Consider the following 23,183-nt stretch of genomic DNA (forward strand, 5'->3'; position numbering starts at 1 on the left):
GTGGCTTTTGGGAGAGGTTCCTCCGTCCCAGGCATCCGCACAACGATCGGGAGAGGAAATCCTCGGTGGTCGCTGATGCGGTTCCGGGGAATGGCTACATCCTGAGAGCGCAGATCGACATGGCAGAGACTGTGACCCCGGCGGCGATCCTGACACTCCTGTCCACGCCGCCGCCCCGCGCAAGCGTCGAGGGCTGGCTGGCCTCCGCCCACCCGTCGCCGGATACGGCACGCAGCGAGTGGGGCAGCGCCGCGAGGCTTGCGCTGATCCCGCTGGGGAGCCTCTTTGAGGCGGTCCGTCTTCCTGAGCAGATCGTGCACTGTGCTGCTGGAAGCGATGAGTCGTCTGTCCTGAGTGAACGGCTCGCTCAGCACCTCGGTGGTGGCCCGGTCATCCACGCCCCGGCATTCCGGCGCTACTACGCCCTCGTGCCGCCCGGTACCGCACAGGCCTGGCTCGCGCCGGTCGCGGAGTGCCTGGGGGAGGGCACCTACCTGGGCGTGCCGCGTGCCGATCGCACTGAGCGGGACGAGCGGAGGCAAACCTCGTACTGGATGGTCCCCATGGTCCGTCCCGGTCGCCTGTGCAGGCCCGGCGACGTGCTGGCGCTGGTGATGCAGGGCGACTCGGCGACGGACGAGGACGAGTCGTGACCGCGCCCGCGACCGAGGCTCTGCCGTTGGACCTCGAAGTGATGCGCGCCTGCGCGGAGCGCGTGCTGGCGGCGGATGCCGAGGCGCTCTCCCTCGGGGAATCGGAGACGCTCACGCTCCAGCTACGCGGACACCTGATGCTCGTCATCACCGAGATCGAGACGGAAGAGCCAGCCCCCTCCGAGGGCGACGCGCCGGGGATCTGTGCCTTCTTCTGTATCGGGGAGGGGCGCTTGCGGCTGCGGGCGGAAGCCGGCCCCACCCCTTCCGCCCGGATCGCCCACGCGCAAGTCCTCGCCCGCTCGGTCATCGCCCTGTGCGATCACTACGAGAACGGGGACCATCAGTGCCCGAGCGGTCCCGAGCGGGCCGCGTACCTGCGCATGCTGCTGCACTGCCCCGAGTGCCCGGCCTGCCGGACCGTGAACGATGACGGTGAGGCCATCGGCACCTGCGAGACCGCCGACCGGCTGTACGCGGAGTACCGGCAGGCACGGCGTGGGCACGTTCCCGTTCCCGCGTCGGAAACGGTCACCGGGGGGCGGAGGCCTGACCGAGACGGAATGTGAGACGGACAACGTCGAAGGGCCCCACCGCGAACGGTGGGGCCCTTCGACATCGTGCCCGGTGAGGCACTGGCGGAGGATACGAGATTCGAACTCGTGAGGGGTTGCCCCCAACACGCTTTCCAAGCGTGCGCCCTAGGCCTCTAGGCGAATCCTCCGCCGGAAACATTACATGACCGAGAGGAGTGCTCGCGAACTCGTTCCCTGCCCCGGACATCAGGTAGCCTTGGCGCAGCCCCTCACGCGGCGCTATCTGACTGAACTCCCCCAGGGCCGGAAGGCAGCAAGGGTAGGTTGGCTCTGGCGGGTGCGTGGGGGGCGTCTGCGTTCCCGGGCGGGGCCCGATGTCAGTGGGCGCCTATAACCTCGTATGCGTGTCGTCTCTCGCTCTGTACCGCCGCTACCGCCCGGAGACCTTCGCCGAGGTCATCGGGCAGGAGCATGTCACCGCCCCGCTGCAGCAGGCGCTGCGGAACAACCGGGTCAACCACGCGTACCTGTTCAGCGGGCCGCGCGGCTGTGGCAAGACGACCAGTGCGCGGATCCTGGCCCGGTGCCTGAACTGCGAGCAGGGCCCGACGCCGACCCCGTGCGGCGAGTGCCAGTCGTGTCAGGACCTCGCGCGCAACGGCCCCGGTTCCATCGACGTCATCGAGATCGACGCCGCTTCCCACGGCGGTGTGGACGACGCCCGTGACCTGCGCGAAAAGGCCTTCTTCGGCCCCGCCCGCAGCCGGTACAAGATCTACATCATCGACGAGGCCCACATGGTCACGTCGGCCGGTTTCAACGCGCTGCTGAAGGTCGTCGAGGAGCCCCCGGAGCATCTCAAGTTCATCTTCGCGACCACCGAGCCCGAGAAGGTCATCGGGACGATCCGGTCGCGGACCCATCACTACCCGTTCCGGCTCGTCCCGCCCGGGACCCTGCGGGACTACCTCGCCGAGGTGTGCCAGAAGGAGGCCATCCCGGTCGAGGACGGCGTCCTGCCGCTCGTCGTGCGGGCCGGCGGCGGATCCGTGCGTGACTCGATGTCCGTCATGGACCAGCTGCTCGCCGGCGCCGCGACGGACGGTGTGACCTATGCCATGGCCACCGCCCTGCTCGGGTACACGGACGGCTCGCTTCTCGACTCCGTCGTCGAGGCCTTCGCCACCGGCGACGGGGCCGCGGCCTTCGAGGTGGTCGACCGCGTGATCGAGGGCGGGAACGACCCCCGCCGTTTCGTCGCCGACCTGCTGGAGCGGCTCCGCGACCTGGTGATCCTCGCCGCCGTCCCGGACGCCGCGGAGAAGGGGCTCATCGACGCCCCCGCCGATGTCATCGAGCGCATGCAGGCCCAGGCAGGCACCTTCGGCCCGGCCGAGCTGAGCCGCGCCGCCGACCTCGTCAACGAGGGACTGACCGAGATGCGCGGCGCCAACTCGCCCCGTCTCCAGCTGGAACTGATCTGCGCCCGCGTCCTGCTCCCCGCCGCCTACGGTGACGAGCGGTCCGTCATGGCCCGCCTGGACCGGATCGAGCGCGGCGTGAACTTCTCCGCCGGTCCCGCGGCCGGCATGCCCGCCATGGGGTACGTCCCCGGGCCGGAGGGTCACCACCAGGCGCACGGGGGAGCGGCCCCGGCGGCCCCGGCCTCGGTCCCGCCCGGTGGCGGCCCCGCCGCGGCCCGAGCGGCGGTCCGTGCGTCCGGAGCACCCGGCGGCGGGAGTGGAGGGAGCGGAGGGAGCAGCGGGAGCAGCGGTGGCATGGGCGGCCCCGGTGGGCACGGTGGTCCCGGCGCCCCCGGTGGTCTCGGCGCCCCCGGTGGTCCCGGTGGCAGCGGTGCCGGTACGGCGGCTGCCGCGGGCCCGAGCGCGGCGACGCCCCAGGCGCCGGGCACGCCGCCAGGGCAGGTCCCTGGTGCGTCGGGAGCACCCGCCCCGGACGCCCCTGCCGCCTCCGACCCCGGCACCGGCACACGCGCCGGCGCACCCGCCCAGCCCAGCGGCCCCGCCCAGCCGGCCCAGACACCGGCCCCGTCCGCCCCGGCCCCGTCCGCCCCTGCCCCCGGCGCCTGGCCCACCGCCGCCTCCGCGGGCAGCGGCGGCCGTCGACCCGGCGGCTGGCCCACGGCCGCCCCGGGGGCCCCCGCCGCGAACGCACCCGCTCAGGGCACCCCGGCGCCGAGTGCTCCCGCACCCAGCGCCGCCCCCACCGCTCCCGCGGCCTCCTCGGCTGCCCCGCCGTCGGCTCCCGCCCAAGCCGCCCCTGCCGCGGCCCCCACCGGCGGCCTCGACCCCCGCATGCTCTGGCCGAACATCCTGGAAGCGGTCAAGAACCGCCGCCGCTTCACCTGGATCCTGCTCAGCCAGAACGCCCAGGTGGCCGGCTTCGACGGCACGACCCTCCAGCTCGGCTTCGTCAACGCGGGCGCGCGGGACAACTTCCTGAGCAGCGGCAGCGAGGACGTGCTGCGGCAGGCGCTGGGCGAGCAGTTCAACGTCCAGTGGAAGATCGAGGCGATCGTCGACCCCTCCGGCGGCTCCGCGCCCCCGGCCCCGGGCGGCCCCTCCGGCTTCGGCGGCGGCGCCCCCGGCGGCTACAACGGCGGCGGTGGCGGCGGATACAACGCCGGCGGTGGCGGCGGATACAACGCCGGCGGTGGCGGTGCCCCAGGCGGCTACAACGCGAGCGGCGGCGGTACGGCAACCGCCCAGCGCCCCGCCCCGCCCCAGGCGGCCGCCCCCTCCGCCCCCGCCCAGCAGTCGAGCAGACCCGCGCCCGCCCCCGCCCCGTCCGCCCCCGTCCCCCAGCCCTCCGCCCCGGAGCCCCGCCATGTCTCCGTGGAGGAGGACATCCCCGAGGACGACGACCCGGACCTCGACGAGTCGGCCCTCTCCGGCCAGGAACTCATCGTCCGGGAGCTGGGAGCGACGGTGGTGGAGGAGTTCTCCAACGAGTAGCCCAGCCAGGGCCTCAAGCCCGACTCCCCGGCCAAGCCCCGCCTTGGAGGAACCTCCAGCTCAAGATCCCCGCCCCCTTCGGCAGCCCGCACAAGGGAAACCCGCCGCCTCCGGTTAGGCTGACCCCCGTGAAGGTCCTCGTCATCGGCAGCGGCGCCCGCGAACACGCCCTGTGCCACTCCCTGTCCCACGACCCCGACGTCACCGCGCTGCACTGCGCCCCCGGCAACGCCGGCATCGCCGAGGTGGCCGAGCTGCACCAGGTCGACGCCCTGGACGGCGAGGCTGTCACCGCGCTCGCCACGCAGCTCGGCGCGGAACTCGTGGTGGTCGGCCCGGAGGCCCCGCTGGTCGCCGGTGTCGCCGACGCCGTCCGAGAGGCGGGCATCCCGGTCTTCGGCCCGTCCGGCCAGGCCGCGCAGCTGGAGGGCTCCAAGGCCTTCGCGAAGGACGTCATGGCGGCGGCCGAGGTGCCCACGGCACGCTCGTACGTCTGCACGACCGCGGAAGAGGTCGACGCGGCCCTCGACGCGTTCGGCGCCCCGTACGTCGTCAAGGACGACGGGCTCGCCGCGGGCAAGGGCGTCGTCGTCACCGACGACCTGGAGGCCGCCCGGGCGCACGCCGCCGCCTGCGAGCGCGTGGTCATCGAGGAGTTCCTGGACGGCCCCGAGGTCTCCCTCTTCGCCGTCACCGACGGCGAGACGGTCGTGCCGCTCCAGCCCGCCCAGGACTTCAAGCGCGCCCTGGACGGCGACGAGGGCCCGAACACCGGCGGCATGGGCGCCTACTCCCCGCTGCCGTGGGCCGACCCCAAGCTGGTCGACGAGGTGCTGCAGACCGTCCTGCAGCCCACCGTGGACGAGATGCAGCGCCGCGGGACGCCGTTCTCCGGCCTGCTCTACGCCGGTCTCGCGATCACCTCGCGCGGCGTGCGCGTGATCGAGTTCAACGCCCGCTTCGGCGACCCGGAGACGCAGGTCGTCCTGGCCCGGCTGAAGACGCCGCTGGCCGGCCTCCTGATGGCCGCGGCCACCGGCAACCTCGCCCACCTGGAGCCGCTGCGCTGGAGCGACGACGCGGCCGTGACCGTGGTCGTCGCCTCGCACAACTACCCGGGCACCCCGCGCACCGGCGACCCCATCACCGGTCTCGACGAGGTCGCCGCCCAGGACGCCCCGCACGCGTACGTGCTGCACGCCGGCACCAAGCGGGACGGTGACGCGATCGTCAGCGCGGGCGGCCGCGTCCTGTCCGTCACGGCCACCGGCAAGGACCTCACCGAGGCCCGCGACCGCGCCTACACCGCCGTCGGCCGCATCCGCCTCGACGGCTCGCAGCACCGCACGGACATCGCCGCGAAGGCGGCGGCCGGCGCGTAACCGACACCACGCGGGACAGGGAAACCAAGGGAAACCAAGGGAGACCAAGGGAAGCCAGGGGAAACCACCCCGCCGCCGATGAACCGCACAGGCCCCGGATCCGTCTCAGGATCCGGGGCCTGAATTATTCGGTAGGCGGGGGCCTGATCCTCGCTGTCCGTCATCCACCTCTCCCCAAAGCCATTCCATCGAGTGACCGATGCCCTATCCGGCTGACGGGGGCCGAGGCCCCAACTAGGGTGCCGCGCAAGCGTTCCGGCACTTGGCCCACCGGCATTGCGATGTCGGTGACGGGTGCCACAGTGGGGGAGTGAGCAAGGAAAGCGTCAGGTCATCGGGGAGGGGGTGAGGTCGGTCGTGACCGGAATGGGTGTGGAGGCAGGCGCGCAGGCCGCGCGGTACCGGGCGCTCGTCGTGCTGCGCATCCGCAGCCGCGCGCTGGCCGTCGCCCTGCTGCCCGCCGCCGTCGCCGTGATCCTGCTCGCGGGCCCCGCCACCGGCCGTCTCACGGGCCCCGGCTGGGACGCCGCCCGCTGGGCCCTGACCCCGGTCGCGGTCCTCGTGCTGCTCGCCGCAGCCGGTGTCGCCCTGGTCGTCGCCCGGGCCCGCCCCGCCATCAGCCCGACCGTCCCGATCGCCGAGGAGGCGGCCCCCGACCTGTACCGGATGGTGCGCGACCTCGCCGACCGTCTCGACGTCCCCGCGCCCTCCGCGATAGCGCTCACCCCGGACTGCGACAGCTGGCTGGAGGACCGTACGCACCGGGCCCACGGCCCGCCCCCGGCCGAGGAGCACGACGACATAGCGGGCGCCGGGAAGCACACGCACCGCCGGCATCCCGTCGCGCCGGTCCTCGTCATCGGCTCGCCCTTCCTGTGGTGGATGCGGGTCGGCGAGCTGCGGGCGGTCCTCGCGCCGGTCGTCGCCGGTACGGGCCCCTCCGCCCACCCGGACATAGCCGCCGCCCGGCGCTTCGTCCGGGGGCTGGACGCCGCGGTGGCCGTGGCCTCGGGGCCGCGCCGCGATCCGCTGTCCCGGGCGGTGCTCGCCGGTGTCGGCTGGGTGGCCAGGCTTCTGCTGCGCAGTTGCCGTGGGCACGCCGCCGAAATGGAGCGGGGCGTGGCGGCCGCAGCCGCGGAGCGTGCACAGGCTGTGGATTACGGCCTGCGGATCGTCGCCCAGGAGCAGGTGGGGCTGGCGTACGCCGGCTGGGACCGGCTGCTGACCAGGGTCGCCCTGCCCGCGTGGCGGATGGGCCGCTGGCCGTCCCGGCTGGACGCCGGTGTCGTGGCGGCGCTCACGGAGCTGTCCCGGCGTGACCGCCTGGCCGAGGGTTTCGCGTCCCGGCTGGGGGAGAGGCCGGCCTGTGACCTGCTGGAGGAGCCCGGCGCGATCGACGAGGCCGCCTCCCTGCTCGCCGCCCGGCTCTTCCACGGCGGCCCCGCCGGGCCCGGGCCCGACTGGTCGCCGGTGGCCTGGAGCGAGTATCCGGAGGAGGTCGTGGACCGCAAGTGGCGCATCGACGCGGCCCGCCTCCACCGCGTCCTGGACGCGATGGGCGTCCGCCCCGCCACCGGCCCCACGGCCCCGGCCACCGGCGCCCCGACCCTGTCCCGCGTCCTGGACCACCTGACGGACACCGCTCCCGACAGCCCCGCGGCACCAGACGAAGGCACCACGCCGAGAGCCGACACCACCACCAGAGCTGACAGCGCCACGGCAACCGGAACCGGCACCGGCCCCACAACCGGAACCGGCACCGGCCCCACCCACACCCCAGCCGACCGCGACCGCGATCGCGACCACCTCGGCGACGACGAAAACAACGACGAAGACGAAGACCTCTCCGGCACAACGACCCGCAGCGCCGCCCTCGCCGCCCGCCTCAGCGCCGAACTGTCCCGCGAGGAGACCGCCGCACCCCGCCCGCCCGCCACGGCCGCCGACGCCACGCCTGCCGACCCCGCCGCCCTCTGGGACGACCGCACGCTCCCCCTCTTCCCCCTCCAGCCCCCGCGCACGACCCGTGACCTGCTCGCCGACCACCTCACGGCGATGGTCTGCTGCGCCGCGATGGACACCGCCGGCGCGACGCCCGGCCTGGACTGGCTGGACGGCCCGACCCTGCTCCTCGACGGCGTCCGTACGCCGGATCTCGCGCCGAAGGTCCTCGCCCTGATCGAGGACGGCGACGCCACCCCGCTCCGGGCCTGGCTGGCCGACCTGGGGATACGCCCGGAGAAGCCGGTCCGGCTCGCCTGACCCCGGCCGGACCCAGGCCGAACCCCGGCACCCATCCACCGGAGCACTGCCTTCCGCTTCTGGCCAATTCGAAACGAACAGTGACGAAGTGCGCGCGTTATGTGATGTGCTTGGACCGTTCGCGTGCATGGCAAAGGCGCGCGACATACGACAAACGCACACGACCACACAAGACACCACACGCCACATCAGCAGGCACCACCAATCAGCAGGCACCACCACGGGGGCGAAGGGGAGGGGAAGCGACCATGGGTCCGGAGCAGATCCGCCGCTGGGAGTCGGGAGCGCTGGCGCACGCCGTGACGGATCCCTTCGGGCTGGGCCCCGTGCCATGGCTGCGCGGCAATGTGACGTACTTCGACGACACGGGCCGGATCGTCCCCTGGTACGCGGACCAGGACGAGCCCCAAGAGCCCCACCGGCCCCAATCACCCCACGCCCCCAAAATGAGCAACCGCTCCGGCGGCCCCCGGGCCGCGGACGACGTCCACCGCCAGATCAAGGGCTTCACCTCCACCGGCGCGGTCGCCCCGGGCGAGGCCATCGACTTCCACATCACGGTCGACCCGCCCCAGGAGTTCGCCGTCGACATCTACCGGATCGGCCACTACGGCGGTGACGGCGCCGCCAAGATCACCACCAGCCCGCGCCTGTCCGGCATCGTGCAGCCCCCGCCGCTCACCGCGGACCGCACGGTCTCCTGCCACCACTGGTGGCTCTCCTGGCGCCTCCAGGTCCCGTCGTACTGGAACATCGGCGCGTACGTCGCCGTGCTCACCACCGCCGACGGCTACCGCTCCCACGTGCCGTTCACCGTCCGCCACGACCAGCCGGCCGACCTGCTCCTCGTCCTGCCCGACATCACCTGGCAGGCGTACAACCTCTACCCGGAGGACGGCCGCACGGGCGCCAGCCTCTACCACGCCTGGGACGAGAAGGGCCGGCTCCTCGGCGAGGCCGACGCCGCCACGACGGTCTCCTTCGACCGGCCGTACGCGGGCGCCGGCCTCCCTCTGCACGTCGGCCACGCCTACGACTTCATCCGCTGGGCCGAGCGCTACGGCTACGACGTCGCCTACGCCGACGCCAGTGACCTGCACGCGGGCCGCGTCGACCCCGCCCGCTACCGGGGTCTGGTCTTCCCGGGCCACGACGAGTACTGGTCGGCCGACATGCGCCGGACGGTGGAGGCCGCCCGCGACGCCGGCACCTCGCTGGTCTTCCTCTCCGCCAACTCGATGTACTGGCAGGTGGAGCTGGGTCCCTCCCCGTCCGGCGTCCCCCACCGGCTGCTGACCTGCCGCAAGCGCAAGGGCCCGGGCAAACCGGTGCTGTGGCGGGAGATCGACCGGGCGGAGCAGCAGCTGCTCGGCATCCAGTACGCGGGGCACGTCCCCGAGCCGCACCCGCTGATCGTGCGCAACGCCGGGCACTGGCTCTGGGAGGCGACCGGGGCGCACGAGGGCGACGAGATCGAGGGCCTGGTCGCGGGCGAGGCCGACCGCTACTTCCCGCGCACCCCGCTGCCCGAGCACGAGGAGCGCGTGCTGCTCGCCCACTCCCCGTACGCCGACAAGGAGGGCGTCCTCCGCCACCAGGAGACCTCCCTGTACCGCGCCCCCTCCGGCGCCTGGGTCTTCGCATCCGGGACGTTCGCCTGGTCCCCGGCCCTGGACCGCCCCGGCCATGTCGACGAGCGCGTCCAGCGCGCCACCGCCAACCTCCTGGACCGCATCTGCAAACGCGACTGACCCGCTGTCCGTGATCAAGCTCGCATACGGGAGAATCGAGCCACTCGTACAGAACCACGGGGAGGAACCGTGTCCGGATTCGTCGAAAAGCCCGAGCCGCTCCAGGTTCCGGGCCTGGTGCACCTGCACACCGGCAAGGTGCGCGAGCTGTACCAGAACGAGGCGGGCGACCTCGTGATGGTCGCCAGCGACCGCATCTCCGCGTTCGACTGGGTGCTGCCGACGGAGATCCCGGACAAGGGCCGGATCCTCACGCAGCTCTCCCTGTGGTGGTTCGACCAGCTCGCCGACCTGGTCCCCAACCACGTCCTGAGCACGGAACTCCCCGCGGGCGCGCCCGAGGACTGGCGGGGCCGCACGCTCATCTGCAAGTCGCTGCAGATGGTCCCCGTGGAGTGCGTGGCCCGCGGCTACCTGACCGGCTCGGGCCTGGTCGAGTACAACGAATCCCGCACGGTCTGCGGCCTCGCCCTCCCCGAGGGCCTGGTCGACGGCAGCGAACTGCCCGCCCCGATCTTCACCCCGGCCACCAAGGCCGCCGTCGGCGAGCACGACGAGAACGTCTCCTACGAGGAGGTCGCCCGCCAGGTCGGCGCGGACACCGCGGCCCGGCTGCGCCAGGCGACCCTCGCCGTCTACTCCCGGGGCCGGGACATCGCCCGGGAGCGGGGCATCATCCTCGCGGACACCAAGTTCGAGTTCGGCTTCGACGGCGACACCCTGGTCCTCGCCGACGAGGTCCTCACCGCGGACTCCTCCCGCTTCTGGCCGGCCGACCAGTGGCAGCCGGGCCGGGCGCAGCCGTCGTACGACAAGCAGTTCGTGCGCGACTGGCTGACCTCGGCGGAGTCCGGCTGGGACAGGAAGAGCGAGCAGCCGCCGCCCCAGCTGCCGCAGCAGGTCGTCGACGCCACCCGCGCCAAGTACGTGGAGGCCTACGAGCGTCTGACCGGCACGAGTTGGTCGTAGCTGTCGTAGCTGGTCGCAGGAGAAGCAGGACACGGAAAAGCCCCCCGGCCGGAACCGGGGGGCTTCTCGCTGGAGCGAACGACGAGGTTCGAACTCGCGACCTCAACCTTGGCAAGGTTGCGCTCTACCAACTGAGCTACGTTCGCATGCGCCGCGTAGGCCCGTGGCGCGGGAACCACTATACCCAACCTCGCTCCCGTGCGAGGCGCACCGCGGCATGCCGGTTCTCCGCCCCGAGCTTCGACACGGCCGACGACAGATAGTTCCGCACGGTCCCCTGCGACAGCGCGGCCCGTTCCGCGATCTCCGCGACGGGTGCTCCGTCGGCGGCGAGTTCCAGCACCTCGGCCTCCCGGGCGGTCAGCGGCGAGTCCCCGGCGGCGATCGCGTCGGCGGCCAACTCCGGGTCGACGTACCGGTTCCCGGCGTGCACGGCGCGGATGATCTCCGCGAGCCGCTGCGCACTCACGGTCTTCGGCACGAACCCGCGCACCCCGGCCTCCAGCGCCCGCTTCAGGTGCCCGGGCCGGCCGTGGCTGGTGACGATGAGCACCTTGCAGCCGGGCAGTTCGGTCCGCAGGGATGTGGCGACGTTCACACCGTCGGCGCCGGGCATCTGGAGGTCCAGCACGGCGACGTCGGGTTTGTGGGCCCGGGCCATCGCCAGCGCCTCCGGCCCGGTGGCCGCCTCGGCGACGACCACGAGGTCGTCCTCCAGCGACAGCAGCGCGGCGAGCGCCCCCCGGATCAGGTGCTCGTCGTCGGCGAGCAGCAGCCGCACGGGCTCCACGGCCGTCACGCGGTGACCTCCCCCGCGGAAACCACGGCGGTGGCCGGCACGGCGACCGGCGGCAGCGGAATCTCCGCCGTCAGCCGGAACAGGCCCTTCCCGGCGGGCCCGGCCTCCAGCGTCCCGTCGATCTCCGCCAGCCGCTCCCGCAACCCGGCGAGCCCGGAGCCGGACGAGCCGCCGGACGAGCCGGACGAGCCGGATGAGTCCGCCGAGCCAGATGAGTCAGACGAGCCGGACGACCCGGCCTCGGCGACCCCGTCGTTCTCCACCGTCAACACCACGCGCCCCTCCAGCACCTCAAGCCGCACCACACACCGTTGCGCGTCCCCATGCCGCAGGACGTTCGTCGCGGCCTCCCGCACCACCCATCCCAGGGCGGACTGCACCCCGGCCGGAAGTCCCGCCGGCGTCCGCCCGCTCACCGCGCACGCGATCCCGGCGGCCGCCAGCACCCCTTGCGCACCGGCCAGTTCCGACGCCAGGTCGGCCTCCCGATAGCCGCGCACGACCTCGCGCACCTCCCGCTGCGACTCCTGCGCGAGCCGCTGCACCTCGACCATCTGCGCCACGGCCTCCGGCCGCCCCCGCTGGGCGAGCTGCACGGCCAGCTCGCTCTTGAGCGCGATCACGGCGAGGTTCCGCCCCATGACGTCGTGCAGATCCCGCCCGAACCGCAGCCGCTCCTCGGCGACGGCGAGCCGGGCGCGGTTCTCGCGGGCCTCGTCGATCTCGTAGACGGCGTTGAGCAGCCACACGGAGAAGACGGCCGCGAAGGCGAGGAACACGCCCCCGGACAGCACCATCACCCCCGTGAGAATCGCGGCGAGCGCGGGGGCGCCCAGCGCGAGCAGCACGAGGCAGGTGCCCGTCGCGAACGCGCCCGCGATCCCGAACGCCCACCGCCGGCGGACGCCGAGCGCGATGATGCCGGGACCGAAGATCAGGACGACTCCGAAGACCGCGGCCGCGGCGGTGCCGACGCTCTCGTGGTCCGGGCCGCGCTGGGCGATGCCGATCGTGGTGACGGCCACGGCGGTGGTGACGGCGGCCAGGGTCCACAGCAGCCGCACGGGCTGGGGCCGCCGGCCACGCGTCCAGTCCAGCGCCCGCGAGACGGTGGCGAAGCAGACGACGGCGTGCACGCCCACCAGCAGCAGCACGAGGCCGCCCAGCCGCAGTCCCAGCGGGGTCAGCGCCGTGACACACACGAAGAAGAACTCGATGACCGCGAAGGAGTGGAACGACCACCGCGTGTACGTCTCGACCTTCTCCGGCGTGCTCTTCCGCCGCCACCACCTGCCCGGCCCGCGCATCAGCCCGTCACTCCCCCTTCGGTCAGCGCCGCGGTTCCCAGCGGAACCACCGCCGTACAGCAAACACGGCGAGCACGGTCCAGGCCACCGCCGTCGCGACGGCGCCCAGCGCCTCGGCGCCCGAGAGGTCGCCGGTCCAGCCGCCGCGCACGAGGGTGACGACGGGCGTCAGCGGCAGCAGTTCGCAGACGGAGGCCACCTTGTCCGGCAGCAGGTCCATCGGGACGAACATGCCGGAGCCCGCCATCGAGACGAGCAGCAACGGCATGGGCGTGACCTGGGCGCTCTCGCCGGTCCGGGTGAAGCTCGCGGTGGCCGCGGCGAGGGCGGCGCACAGCACGAGCCCCAGCAGCAGTCCGAGCACGGCCAGATGCGGCGCGGACGGCGCGGAGAGGTCCAGCAGCACCGAGCAGCCCACCGCCAGCAGCAGGCACTGCGCGAGCCCGGTGAGGACGGCCGGCAGCGCCGAGCCGGCGAGGATCTCGACGTCCCGCAGCTCGCCGGTGCGCAGCCGCTTGAGGACGAGTTCCTCACGGCGTACGACGAACGAGCCGACGAGCACCGAGTAGACGGCGAACAGCAGGGAGAAGCCGACCGCGGCGGGCAGCACCAGGGTCCCGGTGTTCAGCCCCGCTTCGGCGAGGTCCATCTCCTGGGCCGCGGAGCGCACGCTCACCGGCAGAACCAGCGGCACGAACAGCGCGGCGACGAGCGCGCCCCGGGTCCGCCCGAGCAGGGTCAGTTCGGCCCGGGCGAGGGCCGTCATCCGGCTCAGCGGCGTGGTGGGCGCCGCTCCTTGCACGACGGTGCTCATGCCGCGTACTCCTTCGTCGTCGTCCCCGTGGCCCCGCCCGCGGAGGCATCTCTGGCGATCCCGAGGAACGCCTCCTCCAGGGAGGCCGACCGCATGTCCAGGCGGCTCAGCTCGACGCGGGCCCACTCGGCCCACCTCAGCAGCCCGGTGGCGGACCGCTGGAGGTCGTGGGTGCGGAGCCGGATGATCCGGCCGTCGGTCTCGTGCCCGGCCACGCCCAGCTCGCGGAGCGGCGGGAGATCGCCGACGAAGTAGCCCTCGGGCAGTTCGAAGGAGATCCGCGACGGCTGGGTCGCGGTCACCTCGGCCGGTGTCCCGGTGACGGCGATCCGTCCCTCGTGCATGATCGCCAGCCGGTCGGCGAGGTTCTCGGCCTCCTCCAGGTAGTGCGTGGTCAGCAGCACCGTCGTACCGCGGTCGCGCAGGGCGCCGACCAACTCCCAGGTGTCCCTGCGGCCTTCGGCGTCCAGGCCGGTGCTCGGCTCGTCCAGGAAGAGCACCTCGGGGTCGCCGAGCAGGGCGAGCGCCAGGTCCAGCCGGCGCCGCTGGCCGCCGGACAGCTGCTTGACCCGGATGCCGGCCTTCGACTCCAGCCCGACCAGCGCCAGGACCTCCGCCGGCGGCCGCGCCCCGCTGACGCACCCCGCCCACATCCGCGCGGTCTCCGCGACGGTCAGCTCGGACGGGAAGCCCCCTTCCTGGAGCATCACGCCGGTGCGGGGGCGTACGAGGGCCCGCTCCGTGTAGGGGTCGTGCCCGAGGACCCGTACCCGTCCGCCGGCCGGCGGCGCGAGTCCCTCCAGCAGTTCGACCGTCGACGTCTTGCCCGCGCCATTGGTGCCGAGCAGGGCGAAGATCTCCCCGCGCCGTACGGAAAAGCTGATTCCGCTTACTGCCTCGAACCCGCCCCCGTACACACGCCGCAGGTCAGTGACCTCAATCACGTGTTCGTGTCCGTTGGTTTCCATGCCTCAAGCGTCCCGTCGCCTCAGGTCAGGGAGCAGTGCGTGCTGTCATCACTCGGCATGACAAATGTCAGGCGGGCCCTTCGGGAACATGAAAAGACCCCGGTCCTGAAGGACCGGGGTCTCATTTCCCGAGCGGACGACGAGGCTCGAACTCGCGACCTCAACCTTGGCAAGGTTGCGCTCTACCAACTGAGCTACGTCCGCATTGCCCCCGATCAGCTTTCACTGACCGGTGCGAGCACCAGCTTACCTGATCCACAAGAGTGGTTGGTACGGCGGTGCAGAGCGGGTGACAGGAATCGCACACTGCGCCTTCCCCCTGGAAGGGGGATGTTCTACTACTGAACTACACCCGCATGTTCCGTGAGCTGGGCCTTTCGGCCGCGCCCCTCGGCGTGCTCCAGACTCTAGCTGATCAGCGGGGGTGCTGCGCAAGTCGGTTGCCGCGAGGGGCCGGTGACCGGTCGTCGGCGCGGCCCGGGGAGGCCGTCACTGCGCGGCGCTGAACGCCTCGTAGACCCTCTTGGGGATGCGCCCGCGCGCGGGGACCTCCATCTTGTTGGCCTGGGCCCAGGCGCGCACGGCCGAGGGGTCGGGGGCGACCTCCGTCTGCCGGTACGCCCTGCCCGAGCGGGACCGCTTGCGGCCGGCCTCCACGTAGGGCGCGAGCGCCTTCCGCAGTTCTCCGGCGTTGACTTCGCTCAGGTCGATCTCGTACGACTTGCCGTCCAGTCCGAAGGCGATCGTTTCCGTCGCTTCCGAGCCGTCGATGTCGTCAAAGAGAGTGACCACGACCTTCTGCGCCACGAATATCGGTCCCTTCCTGTGGCACTTGCCAATTTATTTGTACAGTGCCCGACAATGCATTGCGAAGCCCGACTAAATACTTTCGCGCGCCTGAACGCAATAGGTTTCGGGTGTCGATCGGGAATCTTTCCCGGAAATTTTCGTGTGTGTGCTTGTCGATGCCGGATCGTGATGACGGTCACGTAGCTTCCTACAAGTCGACGCGCGTAGAAATTTTGTGCGGGTAGTCTGAAGGAACCTGCTCAGCACCACACACCGGGAGTGCCAGTGGCACGCGTCGTAGTCGACGTCATGCTCAAGCCGGAGATCCTCGACCCCCAGGGCCAGGCGGTGCAGCGCGCACTGCCGCGGCTGGGTTTCGACGGGATCTCGGACGTCCGCCAGGGAAAGCGTTTCGAACTGGAAGTTGACGGGCCGGTCGACGAGGCCGCCCTCGCCCGCATTCACGATCTTGCGGAGTCCTTCCTCGCGAACACCGTGATCGAGGACTTCACGGTCCGGGTCGAGGAAGTCGCGGAGGCCGTGAAGTGACCGCTCGTATTGGCGTCGTCACTTTCCCGGGTTCGCTGGACGACCGGGACACGCAGCGTGCGATCCGTCTCGCGGGCGCCGAGCCCGTCGCCCTCTGGCACAAGGACAAGGACCTCAAGCAGGTCGACGCCGTGGTGCTGTGCGGTGGTTTCTCCTACGGCGACTATCTGCGCGCCGGGGCCATCGCCCGTTTCTCGCCGGTGATGGAACCCCTGCTGGAGCAGGCGAAGGCCGGTCTGCCGGTGCTCGGCATCTGCAACGGCTTCCAGATCCTCACCGAGGCCCACCTGCTGCCCGGCACGATGCTGCGCAACGACCACCTGCACTTCATCTGCCGCGACCAGAAGCTGCGGGTGGAGAACGCCGAGACCGCCTGGACCACCGATTACACGGCGGGCCAGGAGATCCACATCCCGCTGAAGAACAACGACGGGCAGTACGTCGCCGACGAGCGCACCCTCGACGAGCTGGAGGCCGAGGGCCGGGTCGCCTTCCGGTACGTCGACTTCAACCCGAACGGCTCGCAGCGCGACATCGCCGGTGTCACCAACGCGGCCGGGAACGTCGTGGGCCTCATGCCGCACCCCGAGCACGCCGTCGAGCCGCTGATCGGCACCGGTCGCACCGACGGCCTCCCGTTCTTCACCTCGATCCTCAAGAAGCTGGTCAACGCATGAGCCGGACGCCTCTGGACACGGTCGAGCACGCGGCCGCGACCCCCGACGTCGAGCTGCCCTGGGCAGAACTGGGCCTGAAGAAGGACGAGTACGAGCGCGTGGTCGAGATCCTCGGCCGCCGGCCCACCGGTGCCGAGCTCGCCATGTACTCGGTGATGTGGTCGGAGCACTGCTCCTACAAGAGCAGCAAGGTGCACCTGCGCCAGTTCGGCGAGAAGGCGCCCGAGAGCGACGCCATGCTCGTCGGCATCGGCGAGAACGCCGGTGTCGTGGACGTCGGCCAGGGCTACGCGGTCACCTTCAAGGTCGAGTCGCACAACCACCCGTCGTACGTCGAGCCCTACCAGGGCGCGGCCACCGGTGTCGGCGGCATCGTCCGCGACATCATCGCCATGGGCGCACGCCCGGTCGCGGTCGTCGACCCGCTGCGCTTCGGCGCCGCCGACCACCCCGACACCAAGCGCGTCCTGCCGGGCGTCGTCGCGGGCATCGGCGGCTACGGCAACTGCCTGGGTCTGCCCAACATCGGCGGCGAGGTCGTCTTCGACGCCTGCTACCAGGGCAACCCGCTGGTCAACGCCGGTGCCATCGGCGTCATGCGGCACGAGGACATCCACCTCGCCAAGGCCTCCGGCGCCGGCAACAAGGTCATCCTGTACGGGGCCCGGACCGGCGGCGACGGCATCGGCGGCGCCTCGATCCTCGCCTCCGAGACCTTCGACGACGCCAAGCCGTCGAAGCGCCCGGCCGTGCAGGTCGGCGACCCCTTCCAGGAGAAGCTCCTCATCGAGTGCACCCTGGAGGCCTTCAAGGAGAAGCTGGTCGTCGGCATCCAGGACCTCGGCGCGGCCGGCCTGTCCTGCGCGACGAGCGAGCTGGCGTCGAACGGCTCCGGCGGCATGCGCGTGACGCTGGACGACGTACCCCTGCGCGACTCGACTCTCTCGCCCGAGGAGATCCTCATGAGCGAGTCGCAGGAGCGCATGTGCGCGGTCGTCGAGCCGGAGAAGGTCGACCGCTTCCTGGAGATCTGCGAGAAGTGGGACGTCATCGCCACCGTCATCGGTGAGGTGACCGACGGCGACCGCCTGGAGATCTACTGGCACGGCGGCAAGATCGTCGACGTCGACCCGCGCACGGTCGCCCACGAGGGCCCGGTCTACGAGCGCCCCTACGCCCGCCCGTCCTGGCAGGACGAACTCCAGGCGGACGACGCGAACAAGCTGCCGCGGCCGGAGACCTCCGAGGAGCTGAAGGACCAGGTCCTGAAGCTGGTCGCCTCCCCGAACCAGGCCTCCAAGTCCTGGATCACCAGCCAGTACGACCACTTCGTGCAGGGCAACACCGTCCTCGCCCAGCCCGAGGACTCCGGCATGATCCGGATCGACGAGGAGACCGGCCTGGGCGTCGCCATCGCCACGGACGGCAACGGCCGGTACGCCAAGCTCGACCCGTACCACGGCGCCCAGCTGGCCCTGGCGGAGGCGTACCGCAACGTCGCCACCACCGGCGCCAAGCCGCTCGCCGTCTCCGACTGCCTGAACTTCGGCTCGCCCGAGGACCCGGCGGTGATGTGGCAGTTCGCGGAGGCCGTGCGCGGTCTGGCGGACGCCTGCCAGCAGCTCGGCACCCCGGTGACCGGCGGCAACGTCTCGCTCTACAACCAGACGGGCGAGGCGGCCATCCACCCGACCCCGGTCGTCGCGGTCCTGGGCGTCATCGACGACGTCGCCCGCCGCACCCCGGTCGCCTTCCAGGAGGAGGGCCAGCTGCTCTACCTCCTCGGCGACACGCGTGAGGAGTTCGGCGGCTCGGCCTGGTCGCAGGTGATCCACGACCACCTCGGCGGTCTGCCGCCCAAGGTCGACCTGGAGCGCGAGCGGCTGCTGGCCGAGATCCTGATCTCCGGCTCCCGCGACGGCATGATCGACTCCGCGCACGACCTGTCCGACGGCGGTCTGATCCAGGCGGTCGTCGAGTCGGCGCTGCTGGGCGGCAAGGGCGCCCGCCTGATCGTCCCGGACGGTCTGGACGCCTTCACCTTCCTGTTCTCCGAGTCGGCGGGCCGCGCGGTCGTGGCCGTGCCGCGCTCCGAGGAGCTGCGCTTCACCGACATGTGCGGCGCCCGGGGTCTCCCGGCCACCCGCATCGGTGTCGTCGACGGTGACACGGTGGACGTCCAGGGCGAGTTCACGCTCCCCCTGTCCGAGCTGCGCGAGGCGCACGAGGGCACGATCCCGGCGCTGCTGGCGTAACCACCCGTGCCGAAGCCCCTGCCCGGTCCGCCGGGCGGGGGCTTCGCCATGCCTCGGCGGAAGGGCCTGCCCCCGCCGATCTAGGCTGACCCCCATGCCCCCGGCCAAGAAGCGCACCCGCAGCTACGACCCCGTCAAGATCAGGGCGGCCGTGTTCGCCCAGTTCGGGAACGTGCGGCAGGCCGTCCGCACCCTCACCCCCGAGCAGCTCGCCCTGCCGACCCGGCTCGGCGACTGGACGGTCCGGGAGCTGGCGGCCCACGTGACCATGGCCGTGGAGACCGTCAGCCGCAACCTCGACCGCGACGAGCCGGCGAAAGCGGAGCTCGGCCTCCTCGACTGGCCCTTCGCCACCGCCGCCCGGGCCGCCGACATCGACGACGGCACCCGGCGGCTCGCCAAGGCCGAGACCGACCTCGACGCCCTGTACGCCAGGACCGAGGAGCGCCTCGCCGAGAAGCTCGCGGACGCGCCCGGCACCCGCGTCCTCGCGACCCGCACCGGCGCCATGACCCTCGCCGACTACCTCGTCACCCGCACCGTCGAACTCGTCGTCCACACCGACGATCTCAACGCCGCGGTCCTCGGCCTGGACGTCCCGCACGACCGGCAGGCCCTCGCCGCCTGCACCCGGCTGCTGGCCGACGCGCTCGCCGTGAGGGCACCCGGCGGCTCGACGGAGGTGCGGGTGCCGCCGTACGCGGTGGTGCAGTGCGTGGAGGGGCCGCGGCACACCCGCGGCACCCCGCCCAACGTCGTCGAGACCGACCCCCTGACCTGGATCCGGCTGGCGACCGGACGGCTGGCCTGGGCGCGGGCCGTGCGGGACGCCAAGGTCGGCGCGAGCGGGGAGCGGGCGGATCTGTCGGCCCACCTGCCGCTGATGGCATAGGCGGGAACCACAGGAAGGAATCGTCGCCCCAAGGGGAACCGATCCCCCCGGGTCCCCCGTCGAAGTGGCATGGACAGGCAGAAGCAGCGCATGACCCTGACGGCCGCCGCCATGCTCGTCCCGCTCCTGGCGGCCTGCGGCAGCGAGAAGGCGGACGGCGGAAGCGCCTCGGTCGGTGCCGGGAAGCCGGTGACCGGCACGCGGTGGACCGTGGACAGCGTCACCGCCGGCGGCACCACCCACCAGGCCCCCGGCGGCGCCCACGTCACCATCGACCGGGGCCGGGCCGAGGGCAGCTTCGGCTGCAACAACTTCGGCGCCGAGGCCACCGTCGACGGCGACCGCATCCGACTCGGCAAGACCATGGCCACCGAGATGGCCTGCGAGAACAAGCCCATGGCATTCGAGGAGACCCTCTCGCGCACGCTCTCCGACCAGGAGTTCAAGGCCCGGGTGGACGGCGACCGCCTCACCCTCACCACCGAGAAGGGGGACACCGTCCGCCTGACGAAGGCCGAGGACGCCCCGCTGGCCGGCACCAAGTGGACCGTCACGACCCCGAGGGCCGACGACCGCGCCCACCTCACCTTCGACGAGAAGAAGGGCACCGTCGCCGGCAGCCTCGGCTGCAACAAGGTCAACGCCAAGGCCACCGTCCGCGACGGCCATATCACCCTCGGCCCCCCGGCCACGACCCGAATGATGTGCGAAGACTCACTCATGGCCGACGAGAAGAAGCTCCTGCGACTTTTCGACGGGACGGCGAAGTACCGAGTCGATCACCAAACCCTCACCCTGACCAGCGAAAACGGCACGAGTGTGCGAGCTGTCGCCGGACGGTGATCCACCGGAAAGTCCGGTATCCCCAATTCGGACCAGTGGTCGACCTCGCCTACACTCGGTGGCGTGCCACGTGGTGACGGACGACTCAACCACGACCTGCTCCCCGGTGAGAAGGGCCCCCAGGACGCCTGCGGCGTCTTCGGTGTCTGGGCTCCGGGCGAAGAGGTCGCCAAGCTCACGTACTTCGGGCTCTACGCCCTCCAGCATCGAGGCCAGGAATCCGCGGGAATCGCGGTCAGCAACGGCTCACAGATCCTCGTCTTCAAGGACATGGGCCTGGTTTCCCAGGTCTTCGACGAGACCTCCCTCGGCTCCCTGCAGGGACACATCGCGGTCGGACACGCCCGCTACTCGACCACCGGCGCGTCGGTCTGGGAGAACGCCCAGCCGACGTTCCGCGCCACCGGGCACGGCTCCATCGCGCTCGGCCACAACGGCAACCTCGTCAACACCGCCCAGCTCGCCGAGATGGTCGCCGACCTGCCCAAGCAGGAGGGCGGCCGCACCCCGCGCGTCGCGGCGACCAACGACACCGATCTGCTCACCGCGCTCCTCGCGGCCCAGACGGACGAGGACGGCAAGCCGCTGACCATCGAGGAGGCCGCCCACAGCGTCCTCCCGCAGGTCCGGGGCGCCTTCTCCCTCGTCTTCATGGACGAGCACACCCTGTACGCGGCCCGCGACCCGCAGGGCATCCGCCCGCTGGTCCTCGGCCGGCTGGAGCGCGGCTGGGTCGTCGCCTCCGAGTCCGCCGCGCTCGACATCTGCGGCGCCTCCTACGTCCGCGAGATCGAGCCGGGCGAGTTCGTCGCCATCGACGAGAACGGCCTGCGCACCTCCCGATTCGCTGAAGCGAAGCCCAAGGGCTGCGTCTTCGAGTACGTGTACCTGGCCCGCCCGGACACCGACATCGCCGGCCGGAACGTCTACCTCTCCCGCGTGGAGATGGGCCGCCGCCTCGCCAAGGAGTCCCCGGTCGATGCCGACCTGGTGATAGCGACCCCGGAGTCCGGCACCCCCGCCGCCATCGGCTACGCGGAGGCCTCCGGCATCCCCTTCGGCAACGGCCTGGTGAAGAACGCCTACGTCGGCCGGACGTTCATCCAGCCCTCGCAGACCATCCGCCAGCTGGGCATCCGCCTGAAGCTGAACCCGCTGAAGGAAGTCATCAAGGGCAAGCGCCTGGTCGTCGTCGACGACTCGATCGTGCGCGGCAACACCCAGCGGGCCCTGGTCCGCATGCTCCGCGAGGCCGGCGCCGCCGAGGTCCACATCCGGATCTCCTCGCCGCCCGTGAAGTGGCCCTGCTTCTTCGGCATCGACTTCGCCACCCGCGCCGAGCTCATCGCGAACGGCATGACGATCGACGAGATCGGCACCTCCCTGGGCGCCGACTCCCTGGCCTACATCTCCATCGACGGCATGATCGAGGCGACCACCATCGCCAAGCCGAACCTGTGCCGCGCCTGCTTCGACGGCGAGTACCCGATGGAGCTCCCCGACCCCGAGCTGCTCGGCAAGCAGCTGCTGGAGACGGAGCTGGCCGCCGGCCCGGCCGCCACGGCCGCCGCCGACGCGATCCGCCGTCCGTAGACGGCCCGCACTACCTGCTGTACGACACGAAGGTTCTCATTAGCCATGTCTGAGACAACTGGTGCCAGCTACGCAGCCGCGGGCGTCGACATCGAAGCGGGCGACCGCGCCGTCGAGCTGATGAAGGAGTGGGTGAAGAAGGCGCAGCGCCCCGAGGTCCTCGGCGGCCTCGGCGGCTTCGCCGGCCTCTTCGACGCCTCCGCCCTGAAGAACTACGAGCGGCCCCTGCTCGCCTCCGCCACCGACGGCGTGGGCACGAAGGTCGACATCGCCCGGCAGCTGGGCGTCTACGACACCATCGGCCACGACCTGGTCGCCATGGTCATGGACGACATCGTCGTCTGCGGCGCCGAGCCGCTGTTCATGACCGACTACATCTGTGTCGGCAAGGTCCACCCCGAGCGCGTCGCCGCCATCGTCAAGGGCATCGCCGAGGGCTGTGTGCTGGCCGGCTGCGCCCTGGTCGGCGGCGAGACGGCCGAACACCCGGGCCTGCTGGGCGAGGACGACTTCGACGTCGCCGGCGCCGGTACGGGCGTCGTGGAGGCCGACCGGCTGCTCGGTGCGGATCGTATCCGTACGGGTGACGCGGTGATCGCCATGGCGTCCTCCGGTCTTCACTCGAACGGGTACTCCCTCGTCCGGCACGTCCTGCTGAACCAGGCGGGCCTGGCGCTCGACGCGCACATCGAGGAACTCGGCCGCACCCTCGGCGAGGAACTGCTGGAGCCGACGAAGATCTACTCGCTGGACTGCCTGGCCCTGATGCGCACCACCGAGGTGCACGCCTTCAGCCACGTCACCGGCGGCGGACTCGCGGCCAACCTCGCCCGGGTCATCCCCGACGAACTGCACGCGATCGTCGACCGCTCCACCTGGACCCCGGGCCCGATCTTCGACCTCGTCGGCCGGACCGGGAACGTGGAGCGGCTGGAGCTGGAGAAGACCCTGAACATGGGCGTCGGCATGATCGCGATCGTGCCGCAGGAGTCCACCGAGGTGGCCCTGGCGACCCTCGCCGACCGCGGCGTGGACGCCTGGGTGGCAGGCGAGATCACGGACCGGGGCGAGCACCCCACCGGTGCCGCCCTGATCGGTGACTACGCCGACTGAGGACCTGAAGGCAGCACAGAACCCGGTCGGTGACCCACGAGACCCGCCGGCGTAAA

At 71.8% G+C, this 23,183-nt stretch carries 19 protein-coding genes, 4 tRNA genes and 1 other RNA gene; 15 read left to right on the top strand and 9 right to left on the bottom strand.

Translation table 11 applies throughout. The features are described 5' to 3' along the window. Positions 1 to 65: 65 nt before the first annotated feature. Both ABZ948_RS34775 and ABZ948_RS34780 read left to right on the top strand, forming a co-directional pair. On the top strand, positions 66 to 653 hold the full coding sequence (locus ABZ948_RS34775) for a hypothetical protein (protein WP_359766433.1): 588 nt from the start codon (positions 66 to 68) through the stop codon (positions 651 to 653). After that, a complete protein-coding gene (locus ABZ948_RS34780) occupies positions 650 to 1,222 on the top strand; it encodes a DUF6415 family natural product biosynthesis protein (RefSeq protein ID WP_359766435.1) in 573 nt (190 codons plus the stop codon). Before ABZ948_RS34775 ends, ABZ948_RS34780 begins: the two co-directional genes overlap by 4 nt. Positions 1,223 to 1,289: 67 nt before the next feature. Here the strand turns inward: ABZ948_RS34780 and ABZ948_RS34785 are convergent. Beyond that, a tRNA-Ser gene (locus ABZ948_RS34785) sits at positions 1,290 to 1,377 on the bottom strand. A gap of 73 nt (positions 1,378 to 1,450) precedes the next feature. On the opposite strand from ABZ948_RS34785, the gene ffs reads away from it, so the two are divergent. From ffs to ABZ948_RS34815, 6 genes are all read left to right on the top strand, one after another. Next, positions 1,451 to 1,545: signal recognition particle sRNA small type (gene ffs / locus ABZ948_RS34790), an RNA gene on the top strand. Positions 1,546 to 1,593: 48 nt separating this feature from the next. Beyond that, complete coding sequence (locus ABZ948_RS34795; RefSeq protein WP_359766437.1) at positions 1,594 to 4,164, top strand: DNA polymerase III subunit gamma and tau; 2,571 nt, start codon at positions 1,594 to 1,596, stop codon at positions 4,162 to 4,164. Between the two features lie 128 nt (positions 4,165 to 4,292). Beyond that, positions 4,293 to 5,546, top strand: coding sequence for a phosphoribosylamine--glycine ligase (gene purD, locus ABZ948_RS34800; protein ID WP_359766438.1), 1,254 nt, complete (start codon positions 4,293 to 4,295; stop codon positions 5,544 to 5,546). A gap of 366 nt (positions 5,547 to 5,912) precedes the next feature. Beyond that, entirely contained in the window at positions 5,913 to 7,808 is a 1,896-nt protein-coding gene (locus tag ABZ948_RS34805; protein WP_359766468.1) for a hypothetical protein, read from the top strand. A 248-nt stretch (positions 7,809 to 8,056) separates the two neighbouring features. Continuing rightward, a complete protein-coding gene (locus ABZ948_RS34810) occupies positions 8,057 to 9,559 on the top strand; it encodes a N,N-dimethylformamidase beta subunit family domain-containing protein (RefSeq protein WP_359766440.1) in 1,503 nt (500 codons plus the stop codon). A 69-nt stretch (positions 9,560 to 9,628) separates the two neighbouring features. Further along, positions 9,629 to 10,528, top strand: a complete 900-nt coding sequence (locus tag ABZ948_RS34815; protein ID WP_359766442.1) for a phosphoribosylaminoimidazolesuccinocarboxamide synthase — start codon at positions 9,629 to 9,631, stop codon at positions 10,526 to 10,528. A gap of 70 nt (positions 10,529 to 10,598) precedes the next feature. On the opposite strand, the gene ABZ948_RS34820 is transcribed toward ABZ948_RS34815, so the two are convergent. The 8 genes from ABZ948_RS34820 to ABZ948_RS34855 form a co-directional block, all read right to left on the bottom strand. Then, positions 10,599 to 10,674 (bottom strand) — tRNA-Gly (locus ABZ948_RS34820). 32 nt (positions 10,675 to 10,706) lie between these two features. Continuing rightward, positions 10,707 to 11,327, bottom strand: a complete 621-nt coding sequence (locus tag ABZ948_RS34825; protein ID WP_359766444.1) for a response regulator — start codon at positions 11,325 to 11,327, stop codon at positions 10,707 to 10,709. After that, a complete protein-coding gene (locus tag ABZ948_RS34830) occupies positions 11,324 to 12,634 on the bottom strand; it encodes a sensor histidine kinase (protein ID WP_359766446.1) in 1,311 nt (436 codons plus the stop codon). Before ABZ948_RS34830 ends, ABZ948_RS34825 begins: the two co-directional genes overlap by 4 nt. A gap of 22 nt (positions 12,635 to 12,656) precedes the next feature. After that, a complete protein-coding gene (locus tag ABZ948_RS34835; protein ID WP_359766448.1) occupies positions 12,657 to 13,448 on the bottom strand; it encodes an ABC transporter permease in 792 nt (263 codons plus the stop codon). Beyond that, positions 13,445 to 14,416, bottom strand: coding sequence for an ABC transporter ATP-binding protein (locus ABZ948_RS34840; protein WP_359766450.1), 972 nt, complete (start codon positions 14,414 to 14,416; stop codon positions 13,445 to 13,447). The genes ABZ948_RS34835 and ABZ948_RS34840 overlap by 4 nt, the downstream gene beginning before the upstream one ends. Positions 14,417 to 14,547: 131 nt before the next feature. Further along, positions 14,548 to 14,620 (bottom strand) — tRNA-Gly (locus ABZ948_RS34845). Between the two features lie 80 nt (positions 14,621 to 14,700). After that, positions 14,701 to 14,772 (bottom strand) — tRNA-Gly (locus ABZ948_RS34850). A gap of 133 nt (positions 14,773 to 14,905) precedes the next feature. Then, positions 14,906 to 15,223 (bottom strand): histone-like nucleoid-structuring protein Lsr2, encoded by a 318-nt coding sequence (locus ABZ948_RS34855; RefSeq protein WP_114253974.1) that lies wholly within the window; start codon positions 15,221 to 15,223, stop codon positions 14,906 to 14,908. 267 nt (positions 15,224 to 15,490) lie between these two features. On the opposite strand from ABZ948_RS34855, the gene purS reads away from it, so the two are divergent. From purS to purM, 7 genes are all read left to right on the top strand, one after another. Beyond that, the gene (gene purS, locus ABZ948_RS34860) at positions 15,491 to 15,754 is read left to right on the top strand and encodes a phosphoribosylformylglycinamidine synthase subunit PurS (RefSeq protein ID WP_030251612.1); all 264 of its coding nucleotides are present in this window, start codon (positions 15,491 to 15,493) and stop codon (positions 15,752 to 15,754) included. Continuing rightward, positions 15,751 to 16,431, top strand: a complete 681-nt coding sequence (gene purQ / locus ABZ948_RS34865; protein ID WP_359766452.1) for a phosphoribosylformylglycinamidine synthase subunit PurQ — start codon at positions 15,751 to 15,753, stop codon at positions 16,429 to 16,431. Before purS ends, purQ begins: the two co-directional genes overlap by 4 nt. Beyond that, positions 16,428 to 18,686, top strand: a complete 2,259-nt coding sequence (gene purL, locus ABZ948_RS34870; RefSeq protein WP_359766454.1) for a phosphoribosylformylglycinamidine synthase subunit PurL — start codon at positions 16,428 to 16,430, stop codon at positions 18,684 to 18,686. The genes purQ and purL overlap by 4 nt, the downstream gene beginning before the upstream one ends. Positions 18,687 to 18,780: 94 nt before the next feature. Further along, positions 18,781 to 19,578: a maleylpyruvate isomerase family mycothiol-dependent enzyme gene (locus ABZ948_RS34875; protein ID WP_359766456.1), complete on the top strand. Its 798-nt coding sequence runs from the start codon at positions 18,781 to 18,783 to the stop codon at positions 19,576 to 19,578. A gap of 69 nt (positions 19,579 to 19,647) precedes the next feature. Further along, on the top strand, positions 19,648 to 20,421 hold the full coding sequence (locus ABZ948_RS34880; protein WP_359766458.1) for an META domain-containing protein: 774 nt from the start codon (positions 19,648 to 19,650) through the stop codon (positions 20,419 to 20,421). 63 nt (positions 20,422 to 20,484) lie between these two features. Next, positions 20,485 to 22,014 (top strand): amidophosphoribosyltransferase, encoded by a 1,530-nt coding sequence (purF, locus tag ABZ948_RS34885; protein WP_359766460.1) that lies wholly within the window; start codon positions 20,485 to 20,487, stop codon positions 22,012 to 22,014. A gap of 45 nt (positions 22,015 to 22,059) precedes the next feature. Next, positions 22,060 to 23,127 (top strand): phosphoribosylformylglycinamidine cyclo-ligase, encoded by a 1,068-nt coding sequence (gene purM / locus ABZ948_RS34890; RefSeq protein WP_359766462.1) that lies wholly within the window; start codon positions 22,060 to 22,062, stop codon positions 23,125 to 23,127. The last annotated feature ends 56 nt before the right edge of the window (positions 23,128 to 23,183 follow it).

It is taken from the genome of Streptomyces olindensis, from assembly GCF_040645895.1.
In the GTDB taxonomy this organism is placed as follows: Bacteria; Actinomycetota; Actinomycetes; order Streptomycetales; family Streptomycetaceae; genus Streptomyces; species Streptomyces olindensis.

Coding starts and splice junctions, on each gene's coding strand:
- ABZ948_RS34880 (WP_359766458.1), top strand. CDS start 19,648: ATGGACAGGCAGAAGCAGCGCATGACCCTGACGGCCGCCGCCATGCTC.
- ABZ948_RS34810 (WP_359766440.1), top strand. CDS start 8,057: ATGGGTCCGGAGCAGATCCGCCGCTGGGAGTCGGGAGCGCTGGCGCAC.
- purL (WP_359766454.1), top strand. CDS start 16,428: ATGAGCCGGACGCCTCTGGACACGGTCGAGCACGCGGCCGCGACCCCC.
- purM (WP_359766462.1), top strand. CDS start 22,060: ATGTCTGAGACAACTGGTGCCAGCTACGCAGCCGCGGGCGTCGACATC.
- ABZ948_RS34830 (WP_359766446.1), bottom strand. CDS start 12,634: ATGCGCGGGCCGGGCAGGTGGTGGCGGCGGAAGAGCACGCCGGAGAAG.
- ABZ948_RS34805 (WP_359766468.1), top strand. CDS start 5,913: ATGGGTGTGGAGGCAGGCGCGCAGGCCGCGCGGTACCGGGCGCTCGTC.
- ABZ948_RS34840 (WP_359766450.1), bottom strand. CDS start 14,416: ATGGAAACCAACGGACACGAACACGTGATTGAGGTCACTGACCTGCGG.
- ABZ948_RS34835 (WP_359766448.1), bottom strand. CDS start 13,448: ATGAGCACCGTCGTGCAAGGAGCGGCGCCCACCACGCCGCTGAGCCGG.
- ABZ948_RS34875 (WP_359766456.1), top strand. CDS start 18,781: ATGCCCCCGGCCAAGAAGCGCACCCGCAGCTACGACCCCGTCAAGATC.